A 21,648-nucleotide genomic window follows, 5' to 3' on the forward strand; every position below is an offset into this window, starting at 1 on the left:
TCGATCTTTGACCATGCTAAGACATCCTACTTTTCTGATCGTCGTGCTCGGCTTCTTGAACGCGCTGACGCCGTTCACCATCGACCTGTATCTGCCGGCGTTCCCGCAGATCGCAGCCGATCTGGACGTCGCCGTGTCACGCATGTCGCTCAGCGTGTCCGTGTATTTCATCGGCTTCGCACTCGGCCAGGTCATTTACGGCCCGCTGCTGGACCGCTTCGGTCGCCAGCGCCCGATCTACGCCGGGCTGGCGATCTACATCCTGGCCACGCTGGGCTGCATGACGACCACGTCGTTCGAAGGGTTGCTGGTGTTTCGGTTTATCTCGGCGCTCGGCGGCAGCGCGGCTTCTGTGGGCGCCGTCGCGTTGGTTCGAGATCACGTCCCAGCAGACCGCGCAGCAAGGGCGTTCGCGATGCTGATGCTCGTCCTCAGCGTGTCACCGCTGCTCGCACCGAGCATCGGCAGCGTGATCGCTACGGCTGCCAGCTGGCGCGCAATCTTCGCTGCGTTGGCCGCGCTCGCCATCATCGATCTTGCGCTGGTGGTGTTCGCGATCCCTCGGACCTATTCGCCGGATCCCTCGGTCAGCCTGCGTCTTGCGCCCATCATGCGCACGTTTCGCGACGCGCTGGCGCAGCCTCAGTTCAGAATCTACACGCTGGCCGGCTCGCTGTCGTTCGCGGGTTTGTTTGTGTTTGTTTCCGGCTCGCCCGCGGTCTTCATGGACGGCTTCGGCGTGGGGCCCGGTGGGTTCGGTGCGATCTTTGCGATCCTCGCCGGCGGCATGATTCTCGGCGGACAGCTCAATCATCTGCTGTTGAGATACTTCCCGAGCGAACTGGTGTTTCGACGCGCATTGCTGATCCAGGTGCTCAGCGGCGCGGCGTTCCTGTTGCTGTCGCTGACTTTCCAGCTGGGCAAATGGGAGACGGTGGCGCTGCTGTTCGCGTTCCTGCACTGTGCCGGCATCACCTACCCCAACGCGGCGGCGCTCGCTCTCAAGCCGTTCACCAAGAACATCGGTAGCGCCTCTTCTTTGCTCGGCTTCCTGCAGCTGGGATTCGGCGCGGTCGCGGCGGCGCTGGTGGGTGTGCTGGATTTGACGGGACCGTTGCCCATGGCCTTCGTCATGGCAATCTGCTCCGCCACCGGCTGGGTGATTCTGATGACATCGGCGCATGCAACGAACGAAGCGAACGCCGGCGAGCGCGCCTCCGGTTGAAATCCGCCAACCTCGGATTTCCGAGGATACAAGCCGGCGTCGGCGATCGTTATTCTGCACGCATGCAGATGCGCCGCGTTCGAAATCTGTTGGTGGCGCTCTGGCTGACCACCTGGTGGGCCTTTGCGAGCGTGTCTGCATCGCATGCGGCCAGCGCCCCCATAGAACTGGATACGTCCGGTGGCGACGCCTGGACGTTCGACAAACTCATCACAGGGCGCGTCTCGCCGTCAGCTTGCGCTGAAGTGATGGTCGAGGGGCCGGCGGGATCGGTTCGCGCGGCGATCGTCAATGATCGTTTCACCGCCAGCACACCTTTGCTCGAAGGCGAGAACGCGATCAGTGCTCGTTGTACTCGGGATGGCCGAGAGGTCGCGCGCTCTACCACTCAGCGATGGCGGACTCGGATCGAAGATCGTCCGCGAGCGTTGATCCGTACCCGTGTAACAGATAAGAACGTTGTGCTCGATGCTGGGGGCAGCCAGATGGCCGAGGGCGTTCCTGTGCCGATCGAACGCTACGAGTGGCAAGCGCGGCGCGGGAATGCGGCGCCATTGGTGCTCACGTCCCAATCTCTGCTCGATACGACGCCTGCTTCGACTCGCGCCATCGAGATCCGCGCGCCGGATGTAGACGGCGAATACTACGTCACCCTGCGAGTTATCGACGCGCTCGGGCGCGATGACGTAAGCACGACAGTGTTCGAAGTCGTCGATGGGTCGCCGCGTGAGATCGATCCGGAGCGCCATCATCCGAAGTGGATCGACCGAAGCGTGCTGTACGGCGTCGCACCGTTCGCGTTCGGCCAGAATGGTTACGACGACATTCGCAAGCGGCTGCCTGAGATTGCGGCGCTGGGTGTGACTGCCATTTGGCTCTCGCCCATTACTGGCGCGCCTTCGGAGGACTTCGGCTATGCAGTGACCGATCACTTCCAATCGCGCGCAGAGTTCGGCACGGCGCTGCAGTTGAAGGCGCTGATCGCAGCGGCGCACGCTCGTGGCCTGCGAGTGCTGATGGATTTCGTTCCCAATCATCTCGCAGCGGTGCACTCGTATCACGTGCACGCCGAGGATCATGGACGGAAGTCACCTTACTTCGGTTGGTTTGAACGCGATGTCGAGGGCGAGGCCACTCATTACTTCGATTGGCCGCACTTGAAGAATCTCGAGTACGACCATCCTGAAGTTCAGCGGTACATGCTGGAGGCCTTCTCCTATTGGGTCCGGGAGTTCGACATCGACGGCTTTCGAGTCGATGTCAGTTGGGGCGTGCGCGAGCGCGCTCCGGAATTCTGGCCACGCTGGCGCGAGGAATTGAAACGCATCGATCCTGATTTGCTATTGATCGCCGAAGCTTCGGCGCGCGACGTGTATTACTTCCAGCACGGCTTCGATGTCGCCTACGACTGGACGGAGAAGCTGGGTGAGTGGGCCTGGCATGACGCGTTCTCCGGCAAGGCGCCAAACCTCGATGCACTTCAGCACGCCCTCCGGGCCAGCACCGATAAGCTGCCCGAGCCGGGCATCGTGCTGCGCTTTCTCAACAACAACGATACTGGGGCGCGCTTCATCACACGCCATGGCGCCGCCCGCACGCGCGTCGCCGCAACCATGCTGCTGACCTTGCCTGGCCTGCCGCTCGTCTATAACGGAGATGAAGTCGGCGCCGAGTTTCTGCCTTATGACGAGACGCCGATCTCGTGGGCGGACCGCCATTTGCTCACACCCTTCTACCAACGCTTGATCGAGCTACGTAAGCAAGTGCCCGCGCTCACTTCGCCGGATATTGAACTGATCCCAACGAATCACGACGACGCGGTGCTCGCGTACATTCGCACGGCGCGCACCACCAACACTCCGGCGCCCGACGCTCAGCAGGTGTTGGTACTGCTGAACTTCAGCGATCGCTCCATCGATCTTCGCCTCCCCTCTGCCAACACGATTCTCAAGGGCGGAACAGCCCATGACCTCCTCACCGGCCAGGACATCCCCGCAACCGACCTGCTGCACCTGAAGCCCTTCGCCGCTCGCCTCCTCACCAGCCCGAACGACCTCCTCCACCCCAATTCCAGCCCTGCAGGCAGATGAGATACAACCCTCTTCTCCCCACGGGAGGCGCCAGGGTCCCTCTTCTCCCTGCCGTGGAAAAACAAAGCCGTGGTCTCAACGAAGATCGGACTCAGAGAATGAGGATCCAAATCTCTGCTCTCGCAACCAGGAAGATCACTTTCGTTGCCACATGCATATCTTCTTCCAATCGCCGCAGCGAAAAAAAAGCATCTCCCAACGGGAGAGGGACCAGGGTGAGGGGCTTCTTCAGTCAACTAGTACGCAAACACGTCGAAGTGTCGACACTCCACCTTGGTGGCGCGCAAAGCGATGTCCATCGTTAGAAACGGCTGCGACGCATTGCTCATCCCCAACACGTTGCCTTCCGGAGAAATAATCCAAGCCTGCCCGCCAAAATCCCCTGACCGATTCGAGGAAAGCGCATATGCATGCGCCTGCTGAGCAAGCGTCCTCGCTCGTTGCAAACAATTTTCGAAACCCACGCGGTCACCGGAACGAGGCATGGCGAGCACGTCGACGGTCTCCGCGTCGTAACCGCGGGGCGCCCACATCTCGCAACCGATGAGCATGGCCATCCGCAGCCCTCTGACCTCGATGGGAATGAACTCCGCAGTCGCACTATCGAACCACGATGCCTCGCGATCGCCTTCATCGTCCGGCAGATGGGATTTCGCATGCATCGAGAGCACACCCACGGGCTCCTCCCACAGAAACCCTTCATCGTACCGCTCATTGCCGAAGTCAACGGGCCGCGTGGCGAGCACCACCGCCGGGCTCAGCTCTCGCAATCGATGCTCCCACTCGTCGTGAGCGCGCACCGCTGCCGCCCAGACACTTCGATCGAAGCGATCCGAATGAGCAAACCAAGGACTGAACGGCATCTCCGGCAGCACCACGAGGCCGCTGTTCGCGTCATGCACGTGTTCCACCAGGTCGTCCCAGGCCGCGGCGAAAGCTTTGCGCTCGTCAGGCAACTCACAAACGGTGATCTTCATGGCCGCCTCCCCTGTCATTCCCGCATCAGCAAGGGACGAGCCGGCCCGCAAATTTGTTCCCCCGTCAGTGCGTGGGGCGATTCCGGACCCGACTCAGCGACGCAGCCCGGAGATGGCCGCGGCCAGGTTGCGCCGAGCCGCTTGTTCGAGGCGGGCATGGAACGGCGGTGTGTTGTAGATCTGTGGCCGGGCGAGAAACGATTCCAAAATCTCCGCCCGTTTGCGACGAAACAGGATGGAAGGCACCCAGCAGTATTCGTGTCGCACGTTCTTCTCGAACTCCGCGTACGTCACCTCGTCCGCACCGAGGATGGCGAGATCGACATCCACCAGCAAGTGCGAATCGGGCGTAGCAGCCGGCGCTTCGTGACGTGTCGCCATGATCAGCATGCTAACGCGCTCGACCCGCTCCGGATCGACGCCATGGCGATCCAGCAGCTCGCAAGCCCAATCGGCGCTGCGCGCTTCGTTGTTGGACGCTCGAGTGTCATAAACGGCGTCGTGGAACCACAGCGCCAGCTCCACTTCCGCAGGCTCGCCGGCCAGCTCCTTGACGGACTCGAACTCCCGCAGGCAGTGCTCGATGTGCTTCACGGTATGATAGTGGCGATGTTTCTGCGAGTACGCGGCCACCAGTGCGTCAAAGGTTGCCCCCTCCCCTTCGATGCCGAACGCGTCCAGCAGCCCGGCCCACCTGTCCTGGTTCAGAAGAGTCGCTCTCGCCATCTCACTGCCCCGCTGTGCAGCCCATCCCCACCCTGTTAGACGCGGCCATGTTACTCAATGAGCCCTGCGTCACGGGCCATAAATTCATATACGATGACGCCGTGTATCAGTGGTTGCACCGCGTTTGAAACTGGTCCTCGACACCAACGTCGTGCTCGATTGGCTCGTGTTTCGCGACGCCAGCGTCGCCGACCTGCTGCCCCCGCTCGACGCCGGACGCGTCGAGCTCATCACCCATGCGCCGGCCATCGACGAGCTGCGCCGGGTGCTGACCTACACTCACCTCAAGCTCCCGCCGCACCGACAGCAACAAATATTGGAGCAGTACCTCTCGCAGACTCGATCGGGCGCGTTGCCCGAAGGCTTCGATCTGGACGATCTGAAATTGCCCGCCGCCTTTCCGCGCTGCCGGGATTGTGACGATCAACACTTCCTTGCGCTCGCCTATCACGAACGCGCCGACGCCCTCGTCAGCAAGGATCGCGCAGTTCTCAAACTCCGCAAGCGGGCTCGCAGATTCAACGTGACTATTCTCGACCCGCGCCAGCTGGCCAGCATGCTCAACGGCGCACAGGCTCCAAGGCACGAAGACGCACAGACACCGCCACTCCCAACGCAGTGAGCGCCAGGAGCGCCCACAGCGCGCGCTCCATGCCACTGACGAGTGCAGCACGCGCTTGGGTTATCAGGTGCGGCTCGACATTGCGCAGATCGCCGGCCGCGATCTCATTCAATACGTCGGAGCCGATGCTCACTCCGACAAGCGGATCGAGCGTGCCAGCCACAACCTGCAGAACGACCGTTCCCGGAACGATCGCGGCCAGGATGTCACCCACCAACCGCACCACGTTGAATGCACCGGAAGCCAGACCAGCTTGTTCGGGCGGCACGGATGAAAGCCCGATGTAGTCAACCAGTCCATAGAGCGCGCCCGCACCGCAGCCGCAAAGCCCGAGCCCGACGATCTCCCATGAGCGCGAGGTTGCGCCCGACCACGCCAGATCCATGCACGCCAGGCCCAGGGCGATAATGAGGAAGCCGGCGACGATCACCGCAGCCGGAGGTAGGACGCGCACAAGCCGGCTCACCGCGACCGGCATCGCCAATGCCGGCAGCAACAATGCCAGCATCAGCGTGCCTGTGGTTCCCGCGTCCAGGCCGTCGACCGTTTGCATATGCAGTGGCGCATAGATAAACAAAGCCACCCACACCGTCGTGAACAGTACGCAGATCAGGCAGCTCAGCACGAACTGTCGATTGCTCAGCAGCGAGGTGGCTGGCTCGTTTGCACCCAGCCGAACCCTTGGTGGCGCACGCATTGCCGTTGGTGATCTAAGAACCACAACAAGCGCCGTCAGCATCACCGGCACAGGTAAGGCGAGAGCAGCGCGCCAACCTGCCCATTGAGCGGCTACGCCCGCCAGCAGAGCGCCGAGTGCAAGCCCGACGCCGCCGCTGGAACCTAAGTATCCAAAGGCGCGCCGGCGATGCGCTTCGTGCGGGAATGCCAAAGCTAGTGCAGCGGGCCCGGTTGCGATTGAAAGCGCTGCCCCGACGCCTTGGATCACTCGCCCGGCCATCAGCACGACGACATCTCGCGCCAGTACGGCCGCAATGGCGCCCGCCACGAATACCGCGGCGCCCCACAGGAACAATGGCCGTTGACCGATTCGATCGGACCAGGCGCCGAAGGGCAACAGCAGCACCGCGATGCTGACGATGAAGCTGTTCAGAACCCATTGCAGCTGTGTGATGCCCAGTTGCAGTTCGCCTTGCACGTCGGCGAGCGCGATGCTGGCGGACGTGATGGTCATGGCGATGCCGCCAGTGGTGGCACAGACTGCGAGCAGCGTCGCGGAGGTTGCCCGAACCGGGTCGCAATCTCCGTCAGCCTCGACCGCGGTTTCTGGGCAAGCTGGAAATGTCATAGGCTCTGCAGCCTAGCGAACCCACCGTGTTGCATCGATGTCGCGAATGCAACGCCAGGTTCCGAAATCAGGACGAGCCATGACTCTCGATGAGACGCTTGAAGATCTGAACGACCTGTACCTGTTTGCACGCGTCGTGGAAGCGGGCGGCTTCGCGGCGGCGGAGCGGGATACGGGCATTCCCAAATCGCGCCTCAGCCGCAGGATCGCCGCACTGGAGAAACAGCTCGGCGTGCGATTGATCCACCGATCGGCTCATGTATTCAATGTGACGGACGTCGGCCAGAGCGTGTACAAGCATGCACGCGCGATGACGGATCAGGCGCAATCAGCGATCGCGGCAGTAGCCGATTCGCTAAACGAGCCCAGCGGACTGGTGCGCGTGAGCTCGTCGATACTCACCGCGGAGCTGTATCTGGCCGGCTGGCTCGGCGAGTTCATGAGCCGCTATCCCAAAGTCCGCGTGTCGCTGGAGCTGTCGAACCGGTTCGTCGACCTGCTCGCCGAGCGCATCGATGTCGCGATTCGCTTCTCCAGCGAGCCGTTAGCGTCGGCGGACATCGTAGCGCGGCCCATGGGGATGTCGCGGATGGTGTTGGTGGCCAGCCCGCGACTGCTGGAGAAACATTCCCCGCCGGCAACGCTTGCCGATCTCTCGAGATTGCCCGCCCTCGGCCAGGGCACGCTCGAGTCGGTGCGACCCTGGTTGTTCAAAGCCCCGGACGGCGGCGTGGTTTTACATCGCCCCGAGCCGCGCCTGGTCATCGAGAATATCGTCGCGCTTCGCGAGGCCGCGATTCACGGCGCGGGCGTCATTCAACTGCCTTGGGATGCATGCCAGTCCGCGATCCAGCGCGGTGAGCTGCGTGTCGTGCTGGAACAGTACCGGTCGATCGACACCGGAGTTTACTGTTTATATCCGAGCCGGATCGGCATGCCCGCCGCCGCGCGCACGCTGGTCGACTTCCTCGAAGAGCGCTTTCGCTCCATCTTCTGAGGCTTGCGTTGCAGCCCTGGAACGCCGCGGTCTCAATCCTGGAGCTACCAGCCCGAGTGTGCCGTGCCTAACTTTGCCCCATCCGAATCACCAAGGGCACAAGGCATGAAACTCAGAGGACAAGTCGCAATCGTTACGGGTGGCTCACGGGGCATCGGCGCTGCTGTAGCGCGCAGGCTGGCAAGGGACGGCGCCGCGGTCGCACTTATCTATCAATCGAACGTGGAAGCGGCCACTCAGGTCGCTGCCGACATTGGCAGACACGGCGGGCGCGCTGCAACTTTCCAGGCGGATGTCACTGATGAACATGCGGTGAAGGCGGCAGTGGCGCAGATTGCGGCGGAGTTCGGGCCCGTCAACGTTCTGGCTCATATCGCCGGCGTCTTCGATGCGGCCGGCGTTGGAGAGATCACCCGCGATCTGTTCGATCGACAGTTCTTGATCAATACCTGGAGCGTGATCACCACGACTCAGGCTACTCTCGGCCACTTCGCACCGGAGGGCGGCAGCATCATCAACGTTTCTACCAGCCTGGTTCACGAGCCGCGCGCCGGGACCGCTGTATATTCGGCGAGCAAAGCCGCACTGGAGACGCTCACTCTCGGTTTTGCCACTGAGCTCGGCGCTCGGAACATCCGCGTGAACGCGGTAGCTCCCGCCATCACCCGCACCGACATGACTGCTGACATCCCGCAGCCTCATCTGGATCACGAGCGCTCATTGACGCCCCTCGGCCGCCTGGCAGAGCCCGACGACATCGCCGACGTGGTTGCCTTTGTAGCGTCGCACGATGCCCGCTGGATCACGGGACGCACGCTGCTGACGGATGGCGGTCGTATGTGACCTCGGTCACGAGGCGAGCCATCCGATCAATACATCGGATGGCCTCCTTCCTATATGCTCGGGACTGCTCGAAGAGCCCACCTTGGATGACAGGTCCCGCGCATGAAGTTTCTGGCCAACATGTTCGGTAAGAAGGCAGGTGCGCCGGCTGTTCGCCAAACAGAACCCGCGCCGCTGGAGATCCTCTGCGAGGGAGCAAGCCAGCCTTTCGCGTTTCAGGAGCACTTGTACTCGCACGAGGAGCTGCCGATTCTCGACTGGCAAGCGGCGGTGGACTGGTCAGCGCGGGCCTCTAACCCGGCGAGTGCGCTCATCGATTGCAAGCGCGGCTGGCTGCTTCATCTGCGTGACGCGCTTGGCCAGGGCTATGACTTACGAGAATCCGCACACGCGGCCGTGCTCTCGACCGGCGATGAGCGCTATGCCGCTGCAATGCTGGATTTCATCGAGCGCACGCGACGCCGTATCGCGGTCACGCTCGAAGGGGTGGCGACGTTCCGCGATGACGATCGCGAGATCCTGATCATCTTCGACGATCCAGACAGTTATTATCGGTACGTGTCGCACGCCTATCCGGAAGACGGCGAGTTCGCGTTCAGCAGCGGCATGTTCCTGCACGCCGGGTGCCCGCACTTCGTCACCATGCGAGACGAGCATCACACCGTCGAACGCGTCATCACACACGAGATGACACACGCGAGCGTGGCGCATCTGCGCATCCCGCTATGGTTGAACGAAGGATTGGCCGTCAATGCCGAGGACCGGCTCATGGGCAAGCAGCCCAAGCTGTTCGACCCGCCGGACATGAGACGCAAACACCTCGCCTTCTGGAGCCGGGACACCATTCAGGAATTCTGGTCCGGCCACTCGTTCGGCCGTCCCGACGATGGTTGCATGCTCTCATACGATCTCGCGCAGATCCTGGTGGAAATCCTCGCCGGTCACTGGCCTCAGTTTCGCGCGTTTGCCACCGCGGCCAGCTACCAAGACGGCGGCGCATCGGCGGCAAGTGAACACATGGGAATCGACCTTGGCGAATCGCTCGCCGCGATCTTCGAACAAGCGAGCGCGGACGGTTGGCGTCCCGACCCGGAGAAATGGCGCGGAGACGTCGCACACACGCCGGAGTAGTGGCTCACAGTTTTACCAGACCAGGGCCGGATCAGGCGCCATCTTAAGTATCATTCCCGGCACCAGCCACGGGAATGGATGCTTGCACGATGGTTGTATGGAAACGGATCCTCAAAGGGATCGCATGGTCTTTGGGTGGCGCGCTGGCGCTGACGATTCTCGGAGTTCTCGGTTTACTGGCGATCAACTGGAGTGACCGACCACCCTCCGCAGCGGCGGAGCGTTTGGCGGCAGCGTTTCGCGATCGACCGCCGCTCTCCGATTCCGACAATGCGTATGTTTATGCAATGGGACTCGTGGTGGCGCCGGACGGCGATCCGCGCGCAGCCGGCATCCGTCGCATCGAATGGTCGCGCTCATTGCCAGGAGACCTGAACGATTCCGCGAGTCCCGATCCCGTTGCTGTATACGACGAGTACCGCTCGTCGCGCTCGGCCGAGGTCCAGAGAATCGTCAAGGCTTGCAGGCGGCTCACTCCAGAGTGCGCCGGCGCATTGGAGAACGGCGAAGGCACGCTCCGCGCTTGGCTCGCTTCCGAACAATGGCTGGTCGAACGATATCGCACCCTGTTGCGTCACCCCGGCTGGCGCGAAGATGTGCCGCTCGATATACGAGCGCCGTTCGCGGCATACAGTCCCATGTTGGAAGGCCAGCGATTGCAACTGGCACAGGCTTATCTGCTGGCGAGCGAAAATGACGTTGCCGGGGTAAGGCAACTGCTCGCCGACGATGCGCGCTTCTGGCGTGGAGTGCTGATTTCGGCCGACCTGCTCATCACCAAGATGATGGCGACGGCAGCGCTGACTCATACGTTTGCAATGGGAAATCTGATCCTGCGGCGCCTGCCGGCCGAGTCGCAACTGAGCGCGATGCCGGCAGAGTGGATCGAGCCATTCAGCGTTGCCGAGTTGTCATTGTTCCGATGTCTGACCGGCGAGTGGATTTTCAATCAGGAACTCGTCAAACAACCCATGGCGCCGAACTCGTTCAGCGATTCCGCGTGGGAGCGCCTCTCGATCGGGACGGTGCAATACGCCACCAGCGTTCTGTTTCAGCCGCAGGATCTCGCCAATCGATATGCCGAAGTATTGATCAAGGCCACCGAGGCGCTCGATGTGCCCATCGAACAACTGCCCGCCGGCCTCGAGCGAGCCAGGGCGATGTTTCAGGAGCCCAGCGCCGAGCGCAGCTGGCTGGCGAGTCCGTACAACCCAGTGGGAACCACCCTGCTCGGGATCATGACTGCAGGCTATGGGTCATATCCCGTCCGGATCACGGATCTGGAAGGCGTCCGGCGCGCGGCCGTGCTGACGGCACAATTGCGAGCCCAGAAGATAAACGAGCACGCCATGGCCGCGGAGCTTGCGGAAAGTGACATTCGAACGCCGTACAGCGGGGCGCCGTTCATCTGGAATGCGAAAGAACGTGCCGTGCAATTCATCGGCCTGGTGCCGGGCGAGCGCGGCCAGCACACGTTCAGGTATTGAATATGAACAGCGCAGGCGGGCGCTCGATGCGCCCGCCCGCGGCTGAGAACTGCGTCAAGCTTCGTGGGTCCGGCCCGTTCAGCCGGCATCCAATCCTCCCCTCCGAACCGAATTCAGATTCATCCGCGGCGTTCGTTCAGTTAAGCCGCGGCGGACAGCCCATACAAGGGGAGGCTTATGTCCTTAGCAGCGATACTCGAGATCACGCCCTGGCCCACGCTTTCGGTGTTGATCCTGTTTGCTCTTGCGGTGATCGTGTTGTTCCTGGCTCGCCACACCGCTCATCAGGCGATTCGAACCGCCACGAGCGCGATTGCGCGCGGGCTGCGGCTGGGCTCGCATTCAGTGACTCATCTGGAGGCTCGACTCGCTGCGCGGAACCGTGACGTGCTCCTGGCCGCGGGTCGCGAAGCAAAGGAACGGATCATCGAGCGCGAGTTCGAGCGAGTCAGCGAAAGCGTTCGCAAGGACCTGACCAACTATCCGACCTTGCATCGTGCGCTCAGCGAATCGATCCGCCGCATCGAGGAAGATCATCAGAACGCGGTGGACGTGCCGCCCGAGGCGCCGGGTTGGGTTCGCGCCGTGGATGCAGTGGCGCAGATGGAAGCTCGCAACGGCGCAGCCAACATTCTGGCCGACATCCACAAGTCGCTGGTCAAAGCTCACAAAGAAGCCATGGACGCTTATCGGGACGCCAGCGCCGAGCGGCACACGCTGCTGCGCCGGATGATGCCGGAATGGCGTGTGATCAAAGAGACGCTGGACCGAGTGCAGAACTCGGTCGAAAGCCTGCTCACCCGCTCGGTCGCCATCGATCGGCACATGCAGGAATATCAGGACATCGTGCGCGGCCACGACCGGGCCGTGTCGACGCTGTCTTCCTCCTCGGTGGTGCAGTTCTTTGTCTCTGGCCTGGTGTTGCTGATTGCGATCGGCGGCGCGGCCATCAACTTTTCGCTGATCGCGCGACCGATGTCGGAGATGGTCGGCGGCACCAGTTACATCGGCTCGTTCCGTACCGCCGATATCGCGGCGCTGGTCATCATCATGGTCGAAATCTCCATGGGCCTGTTCCTGATGGAGTCGTTGCGCATCACTCGTTTGTTTCCCGTCATCGCCGCGCTGCCCGACAAGATGCGCGTGCGAATGATCTGGATCACCTTCAGCCTGCTCGCGCTGCTCGCGAGCGTCGAAGCCGGCCTTGCATACATGCGCGAGGTGTTGCTGCAGGACGAACTGGCGACCGGCGCTCTACTGCGTGGTGAAGACAGCGGTGGATTGCAGAACGAATTCCTGTGGATCACGACAGCCGCGCAGATGGGCATGGGCTTCATCCTGCCGTTCGCGCTGACATTCGTCGCGATTCCGTTTGAAACGTTCGTTCACTCCTCGCGCACGGTGCTGGGCATTTGCGGCATCGCTGTGCTGCGCGCCGTCGCGCTGCTGCTCCGAGTGCTCAGCAACTCGTTCCATCATATCGGCAAGCTGCTGGAGCGACTCTACGATCTGCCGCTGTTCATCCCGCTGTGGCTCGAAGCGCGAGCCGCGGCAGCGGCGAACGCCGACCGCGCCCGCGAAGTTGGGACGGTGCAGGAGGCCCAGATATGAAAGCAATGAAGGCGCTCATTCTGACGATCGCTGCGGTGGTGCTCGGCGGCTGCTCACCCAGCGCGCCTCGCAACACCGGCGTCTATCTGCTGCTCGACACGTCGGGTACCTACAGCGAGGAGCTGAAAAAAGCTCAGGGCATTATTCTGTACACGCTGTCGAAGCTGCAGCCGACCGACTCTTTCGCGGTTGCCCGCATCGACACCGGCAGCTTCAGCGAGAAAGACATCATCGCCAAGGCCACGTTCGACGATCGACCGAGCGCCGCCAACACCCAGAAGCGTGCGTTCGCCGAGGCGATCAAATCCTTCGTCGACACCTCGCAGCCGGCAACCCACACCGACATCACCGGCGGCGTGTTGCAGGCCATCGAGTTTCTGAACGAAAAAGGCTCGGGCCGCAAGGCGATCCTGATCTTCTCGGATCTGCAGGAGGACCTCGCCAAGGGCTATGTGCGCGACAACGTGCCGCTCGATCTGAAAGGCTTCGAGGTCGTCGCGCTGAACGTGAGCAAGCTGCGCTCGGATAACTACGATCCGCGCGAGTATCTGGCGCGAGTCGAAGCGTGGCGCGAGCGTGTCGAAAAGAACGGCGGCCGCTGGCGGATGATCAACGATCTGGAACGTCTGGACGGATTGTTGTGACCGCACGATTCCACTCACACATGGAGCGTGGTCGCGACGGCTGAAGCAGCATCATGTTCCGATCCGTGCTCTATGAAGTACGCGCCTGGGCCGTACTCCGGCGGCGCCGGCTGGCCTTGTCCTGGCAGCTCAAAGAAAAAGGCGACCTGGCATTCTTTGCGCTGCTCGGCGTGCCGTTCCTGGTCGTGGGCCTTTTCGTCTATTTCGCCTACGCCGCGCGCTCGACCATCGATGGCTCGCGCATCGATGCCGCTCGCGTGCGCGCCCGCGAGATACGATGCCTGGCCGAGAACATCTATCATGAGGCGCGCGGCGAGTCGTTGCGGGGCCAGTATGCGGTCGCAGAAGTCACCATGAATCGTCTGGCTTCGCCGCACTTCCCCGATACGGTTTGCGACGTCGTCCACGACACCCGCTGGGACTCCGCACGTCAACGGCTGGTCGCCCACTTTTCATGGACGCCTTTCAAGCTGCGCCTCGAGTCGGGCAGCAAGGAATGGAAACAGGCGATGGATATTGCGACCCTCGTCTACGACGGCCGCAACACACCTCTCGTCGATGGCGCCTTGTTTTATCACGCCACCTACGTCACTCCCTACTGGGCCAGATCGAAGCGCGAGGTCGCCCGGATCGGCAATCACATTTTCTATCGCTGATCCGGGCGTGGGTCGAGCACGCGCTCAGGCGATCCCCCAGAGCGCCCGCAGTTCCTCCGCGATCAGCTCTGGATATTCCTCTGGAAAAAACAGCTTCGCCCCGGGCACGCGACGAACGCCCTGCGAATTCGGGAGCACCCGATCCAGATAGCCCGGGCTTTCTGCAGAGAAAATGTCGTCGCCGGTGCCCCACACGATTCGAGTGGGCGTCTTGCAACGACGCAACGCCGATTCGATGCCTGCCAGCGGATTGGGATCGAGAGCGGCGGCGTAGGCGTGCAATTGCGCCTTGCGCTCGGGCGAGCTAACGAGTGGCGCGAGATAGTAGTCGATCGTGTCGTCGCTCAAGCGCTCTGGGAATGTATAGGTCATGCCACCCAGCCCCTGGGCCGAGCGCGCGAGCGCTTTGTCCGCAACCCAAGGCGCGATCCATTCGTCGGCGAACTTGCCGGCCCGTGCGAGCTCGATCACGGGCTTGAGCGCTGGCGGTGGGCTGTCCGGTTCGACGTCGCAGTTGGTCAGGAGCAATGTTTTGACTCGCTTAGGATACTTCAGCATGAACAGCTGAGCGACGGCGCCGCCACTGTCGTTGGCGACGAGATCCGCTTGTTGAATCGACAGCGCATCGAGCAGCGTGGCCAGCAATTCGACCTGCGCGGCCGGCGCGCAACTCTGCCCGTTGGCATTCTCCGTGTAGCCGAGCCCCAGAAAATCGGGAGCCAGGCAGCGCCGATGCATCGAGAGCCGATCGATGGCCCCGCGCCATTGGAAGCTGTTCAAAGGAAACCCGTGCAGGAACAGCGCGGCCGGACCGGCACCCCGATCCATGTATGCGATGCGTCCCATCGGCGTTCGGGCGAAGCGTCGCTGTTGTTGGTAGGCCTTTGCGTCCAGCAGCTGCAGTCCTGCCTCCGGAGCGCTAAATGCGGGACTCGCGCGCCCGGCCAGTGTTCCAGTCATTGCGCCCGCAGCCATGGTCATGAAGTCTCGTCGTCGCATGCTCGTCTCCCGATGGGTCGTTGATGGCGCTCAAGGTGCCTCGCACCTCCTCATGGAGACAATGACCTCGGAGGTCATGGAAAACGGAAGAGCAGCTTGTATGATCCAGCCGTGAGCTCTACTCCTCGTGCCATTGCATCCGACGCTGCATCCCACGCCGGCCTCCTGCTGCGCGATTGGCGCAACCTGCGCCGTCTGAGCCAGCTGGATTTGTCCCTCGAGGTCGGAGTGTCCGCGCGCCATCTGAGCTGCATCGAGACGGGCAAGGCGCAGCCGAGTCGGGAGATGATATCGAAGCTGGCCAACGCGCTGGCCATGCCGCTTCGAGAACACAACGCGCTCCTGATGGCGGCCGGATATGCGCCCAAGTATGCCGAGACGTCGTTGACCACTCAGGAGCTGGCCCCGGCGCGGCGCGCGATTGAGTTCATCCTGCGGCAGCAGGAACCGTATCCAGCGTTCGTGATGGATCGCTACTGGAATGTGTTGATGACCAACAACGCTTTGCCGCGCATCTTCGGCAAAGTGCGTGGCCGCGCGCCCCTGCACGGCAATATCCTGCATCAGATATTCGATCCGAACGACATGCGGCCGGTGGTCGCCAACTGGGCCGATGTGGCCAGTGATGTGATTCGTCATCTACATCATCAGATCGCGGCTGCGCCGTCGGACATCAAAGCGCGAAGTTTGCTCAACGAGGTACTGAAGTACCCGGAAGTGCCTGCCGAATGGCGCACGAGGGAACCGGGTATGTCGCCCTCGCCGCTGCTCACGACGACGTTCCGCAATGAAGCTATGGAACTGCGGTTCCTCTCGACCTTCACCACGTTCGGGACGACCTGGAATGTGACGATCGAGGAGCTGCGGATCGAGAGCATGTTCCCCGCGGATGAAGAGACCGCGGAGATCTGTCGCTCGATCGCCGCCGACTGATTCTACTGCGCCAAGCCGTTGGCCGCGGTTCGGCCACCATTTCCGCGGAAACGTCGCACCGCGCGTTGGAAGAACAGGCTGTTCGGAATCTGCAGCGTGTTCGCGGGCTGACCTTCCTCGGTGCTGTCTTCCTCGAGCGTGGTGTAAATCAGGTTGATATCGACCACCCTGCCCTTCAGGCCCGGCTTGTCGCCGCTCTCCAGCACTTCGATGTGCTCATACAGCCGGAACGGTCGCGTCGTGAAAATCAACACTGAACAGAAGATATTGGAAAGCACGCTCCACACGGCGAAGAACGCCACGGCGGCCACCGCTGCGAAGCCGGTGAATGCCGTCCACAGCACCGCCGCGGACACACCGAGCCGCTCCAGCACCAGCAACAGCGCGGCTCCATAGATCAGAAAACCGGACATTCGCCGCGCCACCGCGAGCAGGTCCGGCGGCAAGTTGTGCTGCCCCAGGCGACGCATCACCCGTCGCGCCAGCCGCTGCAACAACCAGGCAGCCAGCACGATCAACAACACCTGCACCACCGGCACAACCAGATCCAGCCATTGCTGGCCCCACGACGGCCAAAGTTCTCTCATCAGTCAGCGATGCCCTTGATTACCCGTACACTGAGACCCGCACCAGGATGCGGGGCGCGCAGGATACGACAGGGCGAGCAGCATTGACATCAGGTGAAAGCTTCGATCGAAGCGCCACAGGGTTCCCAGCCGTCCGGGAGATGGACAAGCAGCCGCGCGCTCATTCAAATGTGCGCCAGCGCGACCAGCAAGGCGATCAGCAAGATTGAGCTCACCATCTGCCAGAAGCGCACGGGATTGCGCTCATAGAGCGACAGCTTGGCAAGCGACTGGGGCACCGCGCGCAGCGAGCCGTGCTCGAGCTCGAATGCGAACTCCACTGCGTCTGCATATCTGTCTCGACGATCCACAGCGAATGCGCGCGCCAGGCAGTGGTCGAGCCATGCGGGCAGATCCGGTCGATGTTTGCTCAGCGGCGTCGGCGACCCGAATCTCGGATGCGCGAATGCCTCCACTTCGCCGTAGGGATAGGCGCCGCCAGAAAACATTCGATAGATGGTGACACCGAGCGCAAAGATGTCGGAGCTTTCTTCCGCCTGTGCTCCAGTGAACAGCTCGGGCGCCATGTAACTGCGCGTTCCTGGCGACTCGAACGATTCGGGCTCGTCGAATTGACGCAGCCTCGCCACGCCGAGATCGATGAGCTTCAAGCCACCGTTGGTTTCAAGGATCACGTTCTCCGGCTTCACGTCCCGATGCACGATGCCCGCGCGATGCAGAGTCGCGAGCGCCTTGGTGAGCTTGATCGATACCTCGAGTCCGGCCGCGAGCGGCATCTGCGGACGACGCAGCAAACGCCGCTCCAGCGTCTCGCCTTCGTAGTACGGCAGGACGCCATAGAAACAGGTGCGCCGCTCGTCCGTGGGCTCGAGCACCTCGGTGACAAACGGACTTCTGACATGGCTCGCGATCCACAACTCGCGCAGCAGCGCTGATCGAAGCACAGCATCGAGACCGGGACGCGGCTTGGGGAACTTCATGATCACACGACGGTGCTCCCGCCGATCGGTAGCGCGGAACACTCGCATGTATGGGCCATCGGCCAGCAATTCGCCGAGCTCATAGTCGTCGATGATCTCGCCCGTGTTCGGAGCGTTTCGCAAAGGCCAGGTCGAATGGGCAATTTCCAGATCGGCGATCTGCGTTTCAGGCAGCGAGAGCACATCGAGCACCAGCGCGGTCGCGTTGTCCGCCCCCGAATTGCTCACTGCCTGTTCGACCAGCTGAATCGCTGTTTCCTCCGGCGCCGCTCGCATCGCAAGCGTAGCCAATATTTCTGCGTGCGAAAGTCGGCCGTGCACTCCATCACTGCAGATAAGGTAACGATCATGAACTTGCAGGCCGTCGATGGCGTGGTCGGCGCACAACCGATCTTCCACTCCCATCGCGCGAGTCAGTACGCTGCTGGTGCCTGGCGCGCCGAGCGTGTGATCGGTAGTGAGCAAGGACAGCTCACGATCGCGCAGGCGGTAAATTCGCGAGTCCCCAAGATGGAGCAGATGAGCGCGGCGGCCGCACAGAACCAGTGCGCTCAACGTGCACGCCATGCCGTTGAGATTCGGATCCGAGCGGCCCATCGAGTGAATCCAACGATTCACTGCGTCCGCCGATCGGGCACTGATGCGCGGCACGCCCACGGTGATCGGCTGCCCGACGCAACCTTCTATGAAGCCGCGAACGGCGATCTCCGCCGCGGTTCGCCCGCCTTTGGCGCCGCCCATGCCGTCCGCTAGCGCCGCAACCACACCAAGCGCTGGCTGCCGCGTCTGCTCTGCGATGTAACAAGCGGCGAAATCTTCGTTCCGCGCCCGTCCGCCTTGGTGCGTGCAACTGCCGATGCCGACGCGGAGGCCCACATCTGGTGCAGCTGATCGTTGCGGCGGCGGCGGCAGGCCCGTCGCGCTTGGGTGCTGCTCCGGGCCCGAGACTTGCACTGCCGGTACGGCTTCATTCACCGACGATGTTCCAGGGTATTGAGGGGGCATTTTGATCAGCCGCGATTTTTTCAAGGCGGGGCATTTTCCCACGCTGCTGGCCGCGTTCTTCTACTTTGACATGAGCTTCATGGTCTGGGTGCTGCTTGGCGCGCTGGCCGTGCAAATGTCGGCGGAAATCGGCCTGAACGCCGCGCAGAAAGGCTTCATGGTGGCGTTGCCTGTGCTCGCCGGCGCGCTGCTCAGAGTCGTGTTCGGTGTGCTGGTCGATCGATTGAAGCCCCGGCGCGCTGGCCTGATCGGACAACTCATCGTGATCGGCGGGCTGACTCTGGCCTGGCTCATCGGAGTCGATAGTTATATGGGCACGCTGGCTGTCGGCCTGGTGCTGGGCGTGGCCGGAGCATCTTTCGCAGTGGCGCTGCCGCTCGCGTCTCGATGGTATCCACCGCAGTATCAAGGCACCGCCTTGGGCATCGCGGGCGCGGGCAATTCGGGGACTGTGTTCGCGTCGCTGTTTGCTCCTGGCCTGGCTGCCATGGTCGGCTGGAACAATGTGCTCGGCCTCGCCGTGCTGCCGCTGGCCGTCGCGTTCGCGTTTTATTTCTTTGCGGCCAAGGACAGCCCCACTACTCCGCCGCCGAAGCAGTGGTCGGAGTACCTCGCCACGTTCCGCATGAGCGATGCGTGGTGGTTCATGTTTTTCTATGCCGTCACGTTCGGCGGATTCGTGGGCCTGGCCTCTTCCCTGGCGATCTATTTCAACAGCGAATACGGTCTCGATGCGGTGACGGCGGGCTTCTTCACGGCCGGCTGCGTCTTCGTCGGCTCGCTCGTGCGCCCGATCGGCGGCGCGCTCGCGGATCGCATCGGCGGCATCAGAACGTTGACCATCATGTATGCGGTCGCCGCGCTGATGCTGATCGTGGTCAGCTTCCGACCTGACAGTGTTTATACCGCGCTGTCGCTGTTCGTTGCCGGCATGCTGGCGTTCGGCATGGGCAATGGCTCGGTGTTTCAGCTGGTGCCGCAGCGGTTTCGTCACGAGATCGGCATCATGACCGGCCTGGTCGGGATGACGGGCGGCATCGGTGGCTTCTTTCTCGCCTCGAGCCTGGGCATTTCTAAACAACTCACCGGCAGCTATCAGGCCGGCCTGCTCGCGTTCGCTTCGCTCGCCATCCTGGCGCTGGCAGGACTGACCAGCATCAAACACCGCTGGCGCACGACCTGGGGCGCAGTAGGCGTGGCCGGCGCTCGCATCTAGTCACAAGTCCCGCGACCAGCACTTGGTCGGGGTCGGGCGGAAGCTTGAAACGCTGATTCGTGCGCGTAGACTCCAGCACGGAGGACGATCAGCGTGTTGGAGCTGCTCATGGCACTTGCTATCACCTCACCGGCTTTTGCCGACGGTGGACCGATGGACGCGCGCTACACCTGCGAAGGCGAGGATATCTCACCGGCGCTGGAGTGGACGGGCGAGCCGGCGGGCACCAGGAGCTTCGCCTTGATCGTCGACGATCCCGACGCGCCCGATCCTAAAGCACCCAAACTGACCTGGGTGCACTGGGTGGCGTACAACATCCCCGCCGACGTGCACTCGCTCGCGGAAAATGCTGGCAGAGAGGGTGCGCTGGCCGCAGGCAAAGATGGCGCGAACGACTGGAAGCGCGGCGGTTACGGCGGCCCGTGTCCGCCGATCGGCACCCATCGCTACTTTTTCAAGCTCTACGCACTCGATACCGTGCTGCCCGATCTCGGTCGCCCTACCAAGACGCAATTGCTCGATGCGATGAAAGGCCACGTGCTTGCGGAGGCGCAGCTCATCGGGACGTATAAGAAAAAGAATCCCTGATCAACATCGACGGCTGCCGTGCTCCGCTGATGCCCCGTCGCGCGCCGGGCGCGCTATTCTTATGCAATGATGCTTTCACATGTACGTTTACTCTGCGGCTTCATCCTTTGCTGCTTGCTCCTCCGAGCGGAAGCCGACACCCCTCAAAGCGGCGTCATCACAGTCGCGAGCTACAACATCCGCTACAACAATCCTCAGGATGGCGCTAACGCCTGGCCGAATCGCCGTGAAGCCGTCAAAGCCTTGATCCGCTACCACGACTTCGACGTGTTCGGCACGCAGGAAGGACTGGCGGACCAGATCGCGGATCTGGCGCAGATGAGCGAGTACGCGCATGTCGGTGCCGGTCGGGACGACGGCAAGAGCGCGGGCGAACATTCGGCGATTTTTTTCAGGACCAGCCGTTTCTCGGCAGTCCAGCACGGGGACTTCTGGCTGAGCGAAACTCCCGACCGACCGTCCTTGGGCTGGGACGCGAAATGTTGCAACCGAGTGACATCGTGGGTGCAGTTACGAGACAAATACAGCGGTAAATCGTTCTTCGTCTTCTCCGCCCACTTCGATCATGAAGGCATCGTCGCGCGTCGCGAGTCCGCGAAGTTGCTGACCGAAAAGATCAAGGCCATCGCCGGTGAGAGCGCCGTGATCTGTGTGGGCGATTTCAATGCCGCCCCGGCATCCGAGCCCATTGCCACCATGCGAAGCGTACTGCGCGATGCCCACGACGCCAGCATCGCCCCGCCGTACGGCCCAACCGGAACCTACAACGGTTTCCAGCTGAATGCGCCGATGGGCGATCGCATCGACTACATCTTTGTGAGCCGCAGCGTAAAGGTGCTTCGCTACGCCGTGCTCAGCGATTCCATCGATCGGCAACGCTATCCCTCGGATCACCACCCGGTCGTGGCGAAGATCTCTTTGGATTGAGCCTCCGCGCCGGCCGGTTCCGCGGCTACGCCACTCCCTACTTCCAATAGATGCCGGATTCGGCTAGTTAAGGCGAGGGTCGTGGCGACGGATCGAAG

Annotated in this window: 20 protein-coding genes; 14 read left to right on the forward strand and 6 right to left on the reverse strand. The window is 62.3% G+C overall.

Going from position 1 to position 21,648, the window contains the following annotated elements; genetic code table 11:
- The first annotated feature begins 13 nt into the window (after nt 1–13).
- Both JM946_RS21700 and JM946_RS21705 read left to right on the forward strand, forming a co-directional pair.
- Nucleotides 14–1,225, forward strand: a complete 1,212-nt coding sequence (locus tag JM946_RS21700) for a multidrug effflux MFS transporter (protein WP_203169470.1) — start codon at nt 14–16, stop codon at nt 1,223–1,225.
- A gap of 62 nt (nt 1,226–1,287) precedes the next feature.
- A complete protein-coding gene (locus JM946_RS21705; RefSeq protein WP_218043045.1) occupies nt 1,288–3,315 on the forward strand; it encodes an alpha-amylase family glycosyl hydrolase in 2,028 nt (675 codons plus the stop codon).
- 236 nt (nt 3,316–3,551) lie between these two features.
- Here the strand turns inward: JM946_RS21705 and JM946_RS21710 are convergent, their stop codons facing one another.
- Both JM946_RS21710 and JM946_RS21715 read right to left on the reverse strand, forming a co-directional pair.
- A complete protein-coding gene (locus tag JM946_RS21710; protein WP_203169472.1) occupies nt 3,552–4,292 on the reverse strand; it encodes a carbon-nitrogen hydrolase family protein in 741 nt (246 codons plus the stop codon).
- A 93-nt stretch (nt 4,293–4,385) separates the two neighbouring features.
- Nucleotides 4,386–5,018: an HD domain-containing protein gene (locus JM946_RS21715; RefSeq protein ID WP_203169473.1), complete on the reverse strand. Its 633-nt coding sequence runs from the start codon at nt 5,016–5,018 to the stop codon at nt 4,386–4,388.
- 124 nt (nt 5,019–5,142) lie between these two features.
- Between JM946_RS21715 and JM946_RS21720 the strand changes: the two genes are divergently transcribed.
- Nucleotides 5,143–5,640, forward strand: coding sequence for a putative toxin-antitoxin system toxin component, PIN family (locus JM946_RS21720; RefSeq protein ID WP_203169474.1), 498 nt, complete (start codon nt 5,143–5,145; stop codon nt 5,638–5,640).
- On the opposite strand, the gene JM946_RS21725 is transcribed toward JM946_RS21720, so the two are convergent.
- On the reverse strand, nt 5,579–6,946 hold the full coding sequence (locus JM946_RS21725; RefSeq protein ID WP_269141068.1) for an MFS transporter: 1,368 nt from the start codon (nt 6,944–6,946) through the stop codon (nt 5,579–5,581). The genes JM946_RS21720 and JM946_RS21725 overlap by 62 nt on opposite strands.
- Nucleotides 6,947–7,025: 79 nt before the next feature.
- On the opposite strand from JM946_RS21725, the gene JM946_RS21730 reads away from it, so the two are divergent.
- The 7 genes from JM946_RS21730 (at nt 7,026) to JM946_RS21760 (ending at nt 14,315) form a co-directional block, all read left to right on the forward strand.
- A complete protein-coding gene (locus tag JM946_RS21730) occupies nt 7,026–7,943 on the forward strand; it encodes a LysR substrate-binding domain-containing protein (protein ID WP_203169476.1) in 918 nt (305 codons plus the stop codon).
- A 105-nt stretch (nt 7,944–8,048) separates the two neighbouring features.
- Nucleotides 8,049–8,786, forward strand: coding sequence for an SDR family NAD(P)-dependent oxidoreductase (locus tag JM946_RS21735; RefSeq protein ID WP_203169477.1), 738 nt, complete (start codon nt 8,049–8,051; stop codon nt 8,784–8,786).
- Nucleotides 8,787–8,888: 102 nt separating this feature from the next.
- Entirely contained in the window at nt 8,889–9,917 is a 1,029-nt protein-coding gene (locus tag JM946_RS21740; RefSeq protein ID WP_203169478.1) for a hypothetical protein, read from the forward strand.
- Nucleotides 9,918–10,006: 89 nt separating this feature from the next.
- A complete protein-coding gene (locus JM946_RS21745) occupies nt 10,007–11,404 on the forward strand; it encodes a hypothetical protein (protein WP_203169479.1) in 1,398 nt (465 codons plus the stop codon).
- A 177-nt stretch (nt 11,405–11,581) separates the two neighbouring features.
- Nucleotides 11,582–13,015 carry a hypothetical protein gene (locus tag JM946_RS21750; protein ID WP_203169480.1) on the forward strand — a complete coding sequence of 478 codons (1,434 nt, stop codon included), beginning with the start codon at nt 11,582–11,584 and terminating at the stop codon, nt 13,013–13,015.
- Between the two features lie 5 nt (nt 13,016–13,020).
- Nucleotides 13,021–13,659 (forward strand): VWA domain-containing protein, encoded by a 639-nt coding sequence (locus tag JM946_RS21755; protein ID WP_407700589.1) that lies wholly within the window; start codon nt 13,021–13,023, stop codon nt 13,657–13,659.
- 53 nt (nt 13,660–13,712) lie between these two features.
- A complete protein-coding gene (locus JM946_RS21760; RefSeq protein ID WP_203169482.1) occupies nt 13,713–14,315 on the forward strand; it encodes a cell wall hydrolase in 603 nt (200 codons plus the stop codon).
- 24 nt (nt 14,316–14,339) lie between these two features.
- On the opposite strand, the gene JM946_RS21765 is transcribed toward JM946_RS21760, so the two are convergent.
- Nucleotides 14,340–15,314, reverse strand: a complete 975-nt coding sequence (locus tag JM946_RS21765) for an alpha/beta fold hydrolase (protein ID WP_203169483.1) — start codon at nt 15,312–15,314, stop codon at nt 14,340–14,342.
- A gap of 111 nt (nt 15,315–15,425) precedes the next feature.
- Between JM946_RS21765 and JM946_RS21770 the strand changes: the two genes are divergently transcribed.
- Nucleotides 15,426–16,247 (forward strand): helix-turn-helix transcriptional regulator, encoded by an 822-nt coding sequence (locus tag JM946_RS21770; RefSeq protein WP_203169484.1) that lies wholly within the window; start codon nt 15,426–15,428, stop codon nt 16,245–16,247.
- 2 nt (nt 16,248–16,249) lie between these two features.
- Here JM946_RS21770 and JM946_RS21775 read toward each other — a convergent pair whose 3' ends face one another.
- Together JM946_RS21775 and JM946_RS21780 are read right to left on the reverse strand one after the other, a co-directional pair.
- Nucleotides 16,250–16,834 (reverse strand): mechanosensitive ion channel family protein, encoded by a 585-nt coding sequence (locus JM946_RS21775; protein WP_203169485.1) that lies wholly within the window; start codon nt 16,832–16,834, stop codon nt 16,250–16,252.
- A gap of 164 nt (nt 16,835–16,998) precedes the next feature.
- Nucleotides 16,999–18,789 carry a bifunctional protein-serine/threonine kinase/phosphatase gene (locus tag JM946_RS21780; protein WP_203169486.1) on the reverse strand — a complete coding sequence of 597 codons (1,791 nt, stop codon included), beginning with the start codon at nt 18,787–18,789 and terminating at the stop codon, nt 16,999–17,001.
- Between the two features lie 31 nt (nt 18,790–18,820).
- On the opposite strand from JM946_RS21780, the gene JM946_RS21785 reads away from it, so the two are divergent.
- The 3 genes from JM946_RS21785 to JM946_RS21795 all read left to right on the forward strand — a co-directional run bounded on the left by JM946_RS21785 (nt 18,821) and on the right by JM946_RS21795 (nt 21,550).
- Nucleotides 18,821–20,035, forward strand: a complete 1,215-nt coding sequence (locus JM946_RS21785) for a nitrate/nitrite transporter (RefSeq protein ID WP_203169487.1) — start codon at nt 18,821–18,823, stop codon at nt 20,033–20,035.
- Between the two features lie 108 nt (nt 20,036–20,143).
- Entirely contained in the window at nt 20,144–20,623 is a 480-nt protein-coding gene (locus JM946_RS21790) for a YbhB/YbcL family Raf kinase inhibitor-like protein (RefSeq protein ID WP_203169488.1), read from the forward strand.
- Between the two features lie 114 nt (nt 20,624–20,737).
- Nucleotides 20,738–21,550, forward strand: a complete 813-nt coding sequence (locus JM946_RS21795) for an endonuclease/exonuclease/phosphatase family protein (RefSeq protein WP_203169489.1) — start codon at nt 20,738–20,740, stop codon at nt 21,548–21,550.
- The last annotated feature ends 98 nt before the right edge of the window (nt 21,551–21,648 follow it).

This window comes from Steroidobacter gossypii (genome assembly GCF_016801985.1).
GTDB lineage: Bacteria > Pseudomonadota > Gammaproteobacteria > Steroidobacterales > Steroidobacteraceae > Steroidobacter > Steroidobacter gossypii.

Excerpts from the sequence above, each read along its gene's own strand:
- JM946_RS21725 (WP_269141068.1), bottom strand. The coding sequence starts at position 6,946 with ATGACATTTCCAGCTTGCCCAGAAACCGCGGTCGAGGCTGACGGAGAT.
- JM946_RS21735 (WP_203169477.1), top strand. The coding sequence starts at position 8,049 with ATGAAACTCAGAGGACAAGTCGCAATCGTTACGGGTGGCTCACGGGGC.
- JM946_RS21700 (WP_203169470.1), top strand. The coding sequence starts at position 14 with ATGCTAAGACATCCTACTTTTCTGATCGTCGTGCTCGGCTTCTTGAAC.
- JM946_RS21705 (WP_218043045.1), top strand. The coding sequence starts at position 1,288 with ATGCAGATGCGCCGCGTTCGAAATCTGTTGGTGGCGCTCTGGCTGACC.
- JM946_RS21750 (WP_203169480.1), top strand. The coding sequence starts at position 11,582 with ATGTCCTTAGCAGCGATACTCGAGATCACGCCCTGGCCCACGCTTTCG.
- JM946_RS21730 (WP_203169476.1), top strand. The coding sequence starts at position 7,026 with ATGACTCTCGATGAGACGCTTGAAGATCTGAACGACCTGTACCTGTTT.
- JM946_RS21740 (WP_203169478.1), top strand. The coding sequence starts at position 8,889 with ATGAAGTTTCTGGCCAACATGTTCGGTAAGAAGGCAGGTGCGCCGGCT.
- JM946_RS21755 (WP_407700589.1), top strand. The coding sequence starts at position 13,021 with ATGAAGGCGCTCATTCTGACGATCGCTGCGGTGGTGCTCGGCGGCTGC.
- JM946_RS21710 (WP_203169472.1), bottom strand. The coding sequence starts at position 4,292 with ATGAAGATCACCGTTTGTGAGTTGCCTGACGAGCGCAAAGCTTTCGCC.
- JM946_RS21745 (WP_203169479.1), top strand. The coding sequence starts at position 10,007 with ATGGTTGTATGGAAACGGATCCTCAAAGGGATCGCATGGTCTTTGGGT.
- JM946_RS21765 (WP_203169483.1), bottom strand. The coding sequence starts at position 15,314 with ATGCGACGACGAGACTTCATGACCATGGCTGCGGGCGCAATGACTGGA.
- JM946_RS21715 (WP_203169473.1), bottom strand. The coding sequence starts at position 5,018 with ATGGCGAGAGCGACTCTTCTGAACCAGGACAGGTGGGCCGGGCTGCTG.
- JM946_RS21760 (WP_203169482.1), top strand. The coding sequence starts at position 13,713 with ATGTTCCGATCCGTGCTCTATGAAGTACGCGCCTGGGCCGTACTCCGG.
- JM946_RS21790 (WP_203169488.1), top strand. The coding sequence starts at position 20,144 with ATGGCACTTGCTATCACCTCACCGGCTTTTGCCGACGGTGGACCGATG.
- JM946_RS21775 (WP_203169485.1), bottom strand. The coding sequence starts at position 16,834 with ATGAGAGAACTTTGGCCGTCGTGGGGCCAGCAATGGCTGGATCTGGTT.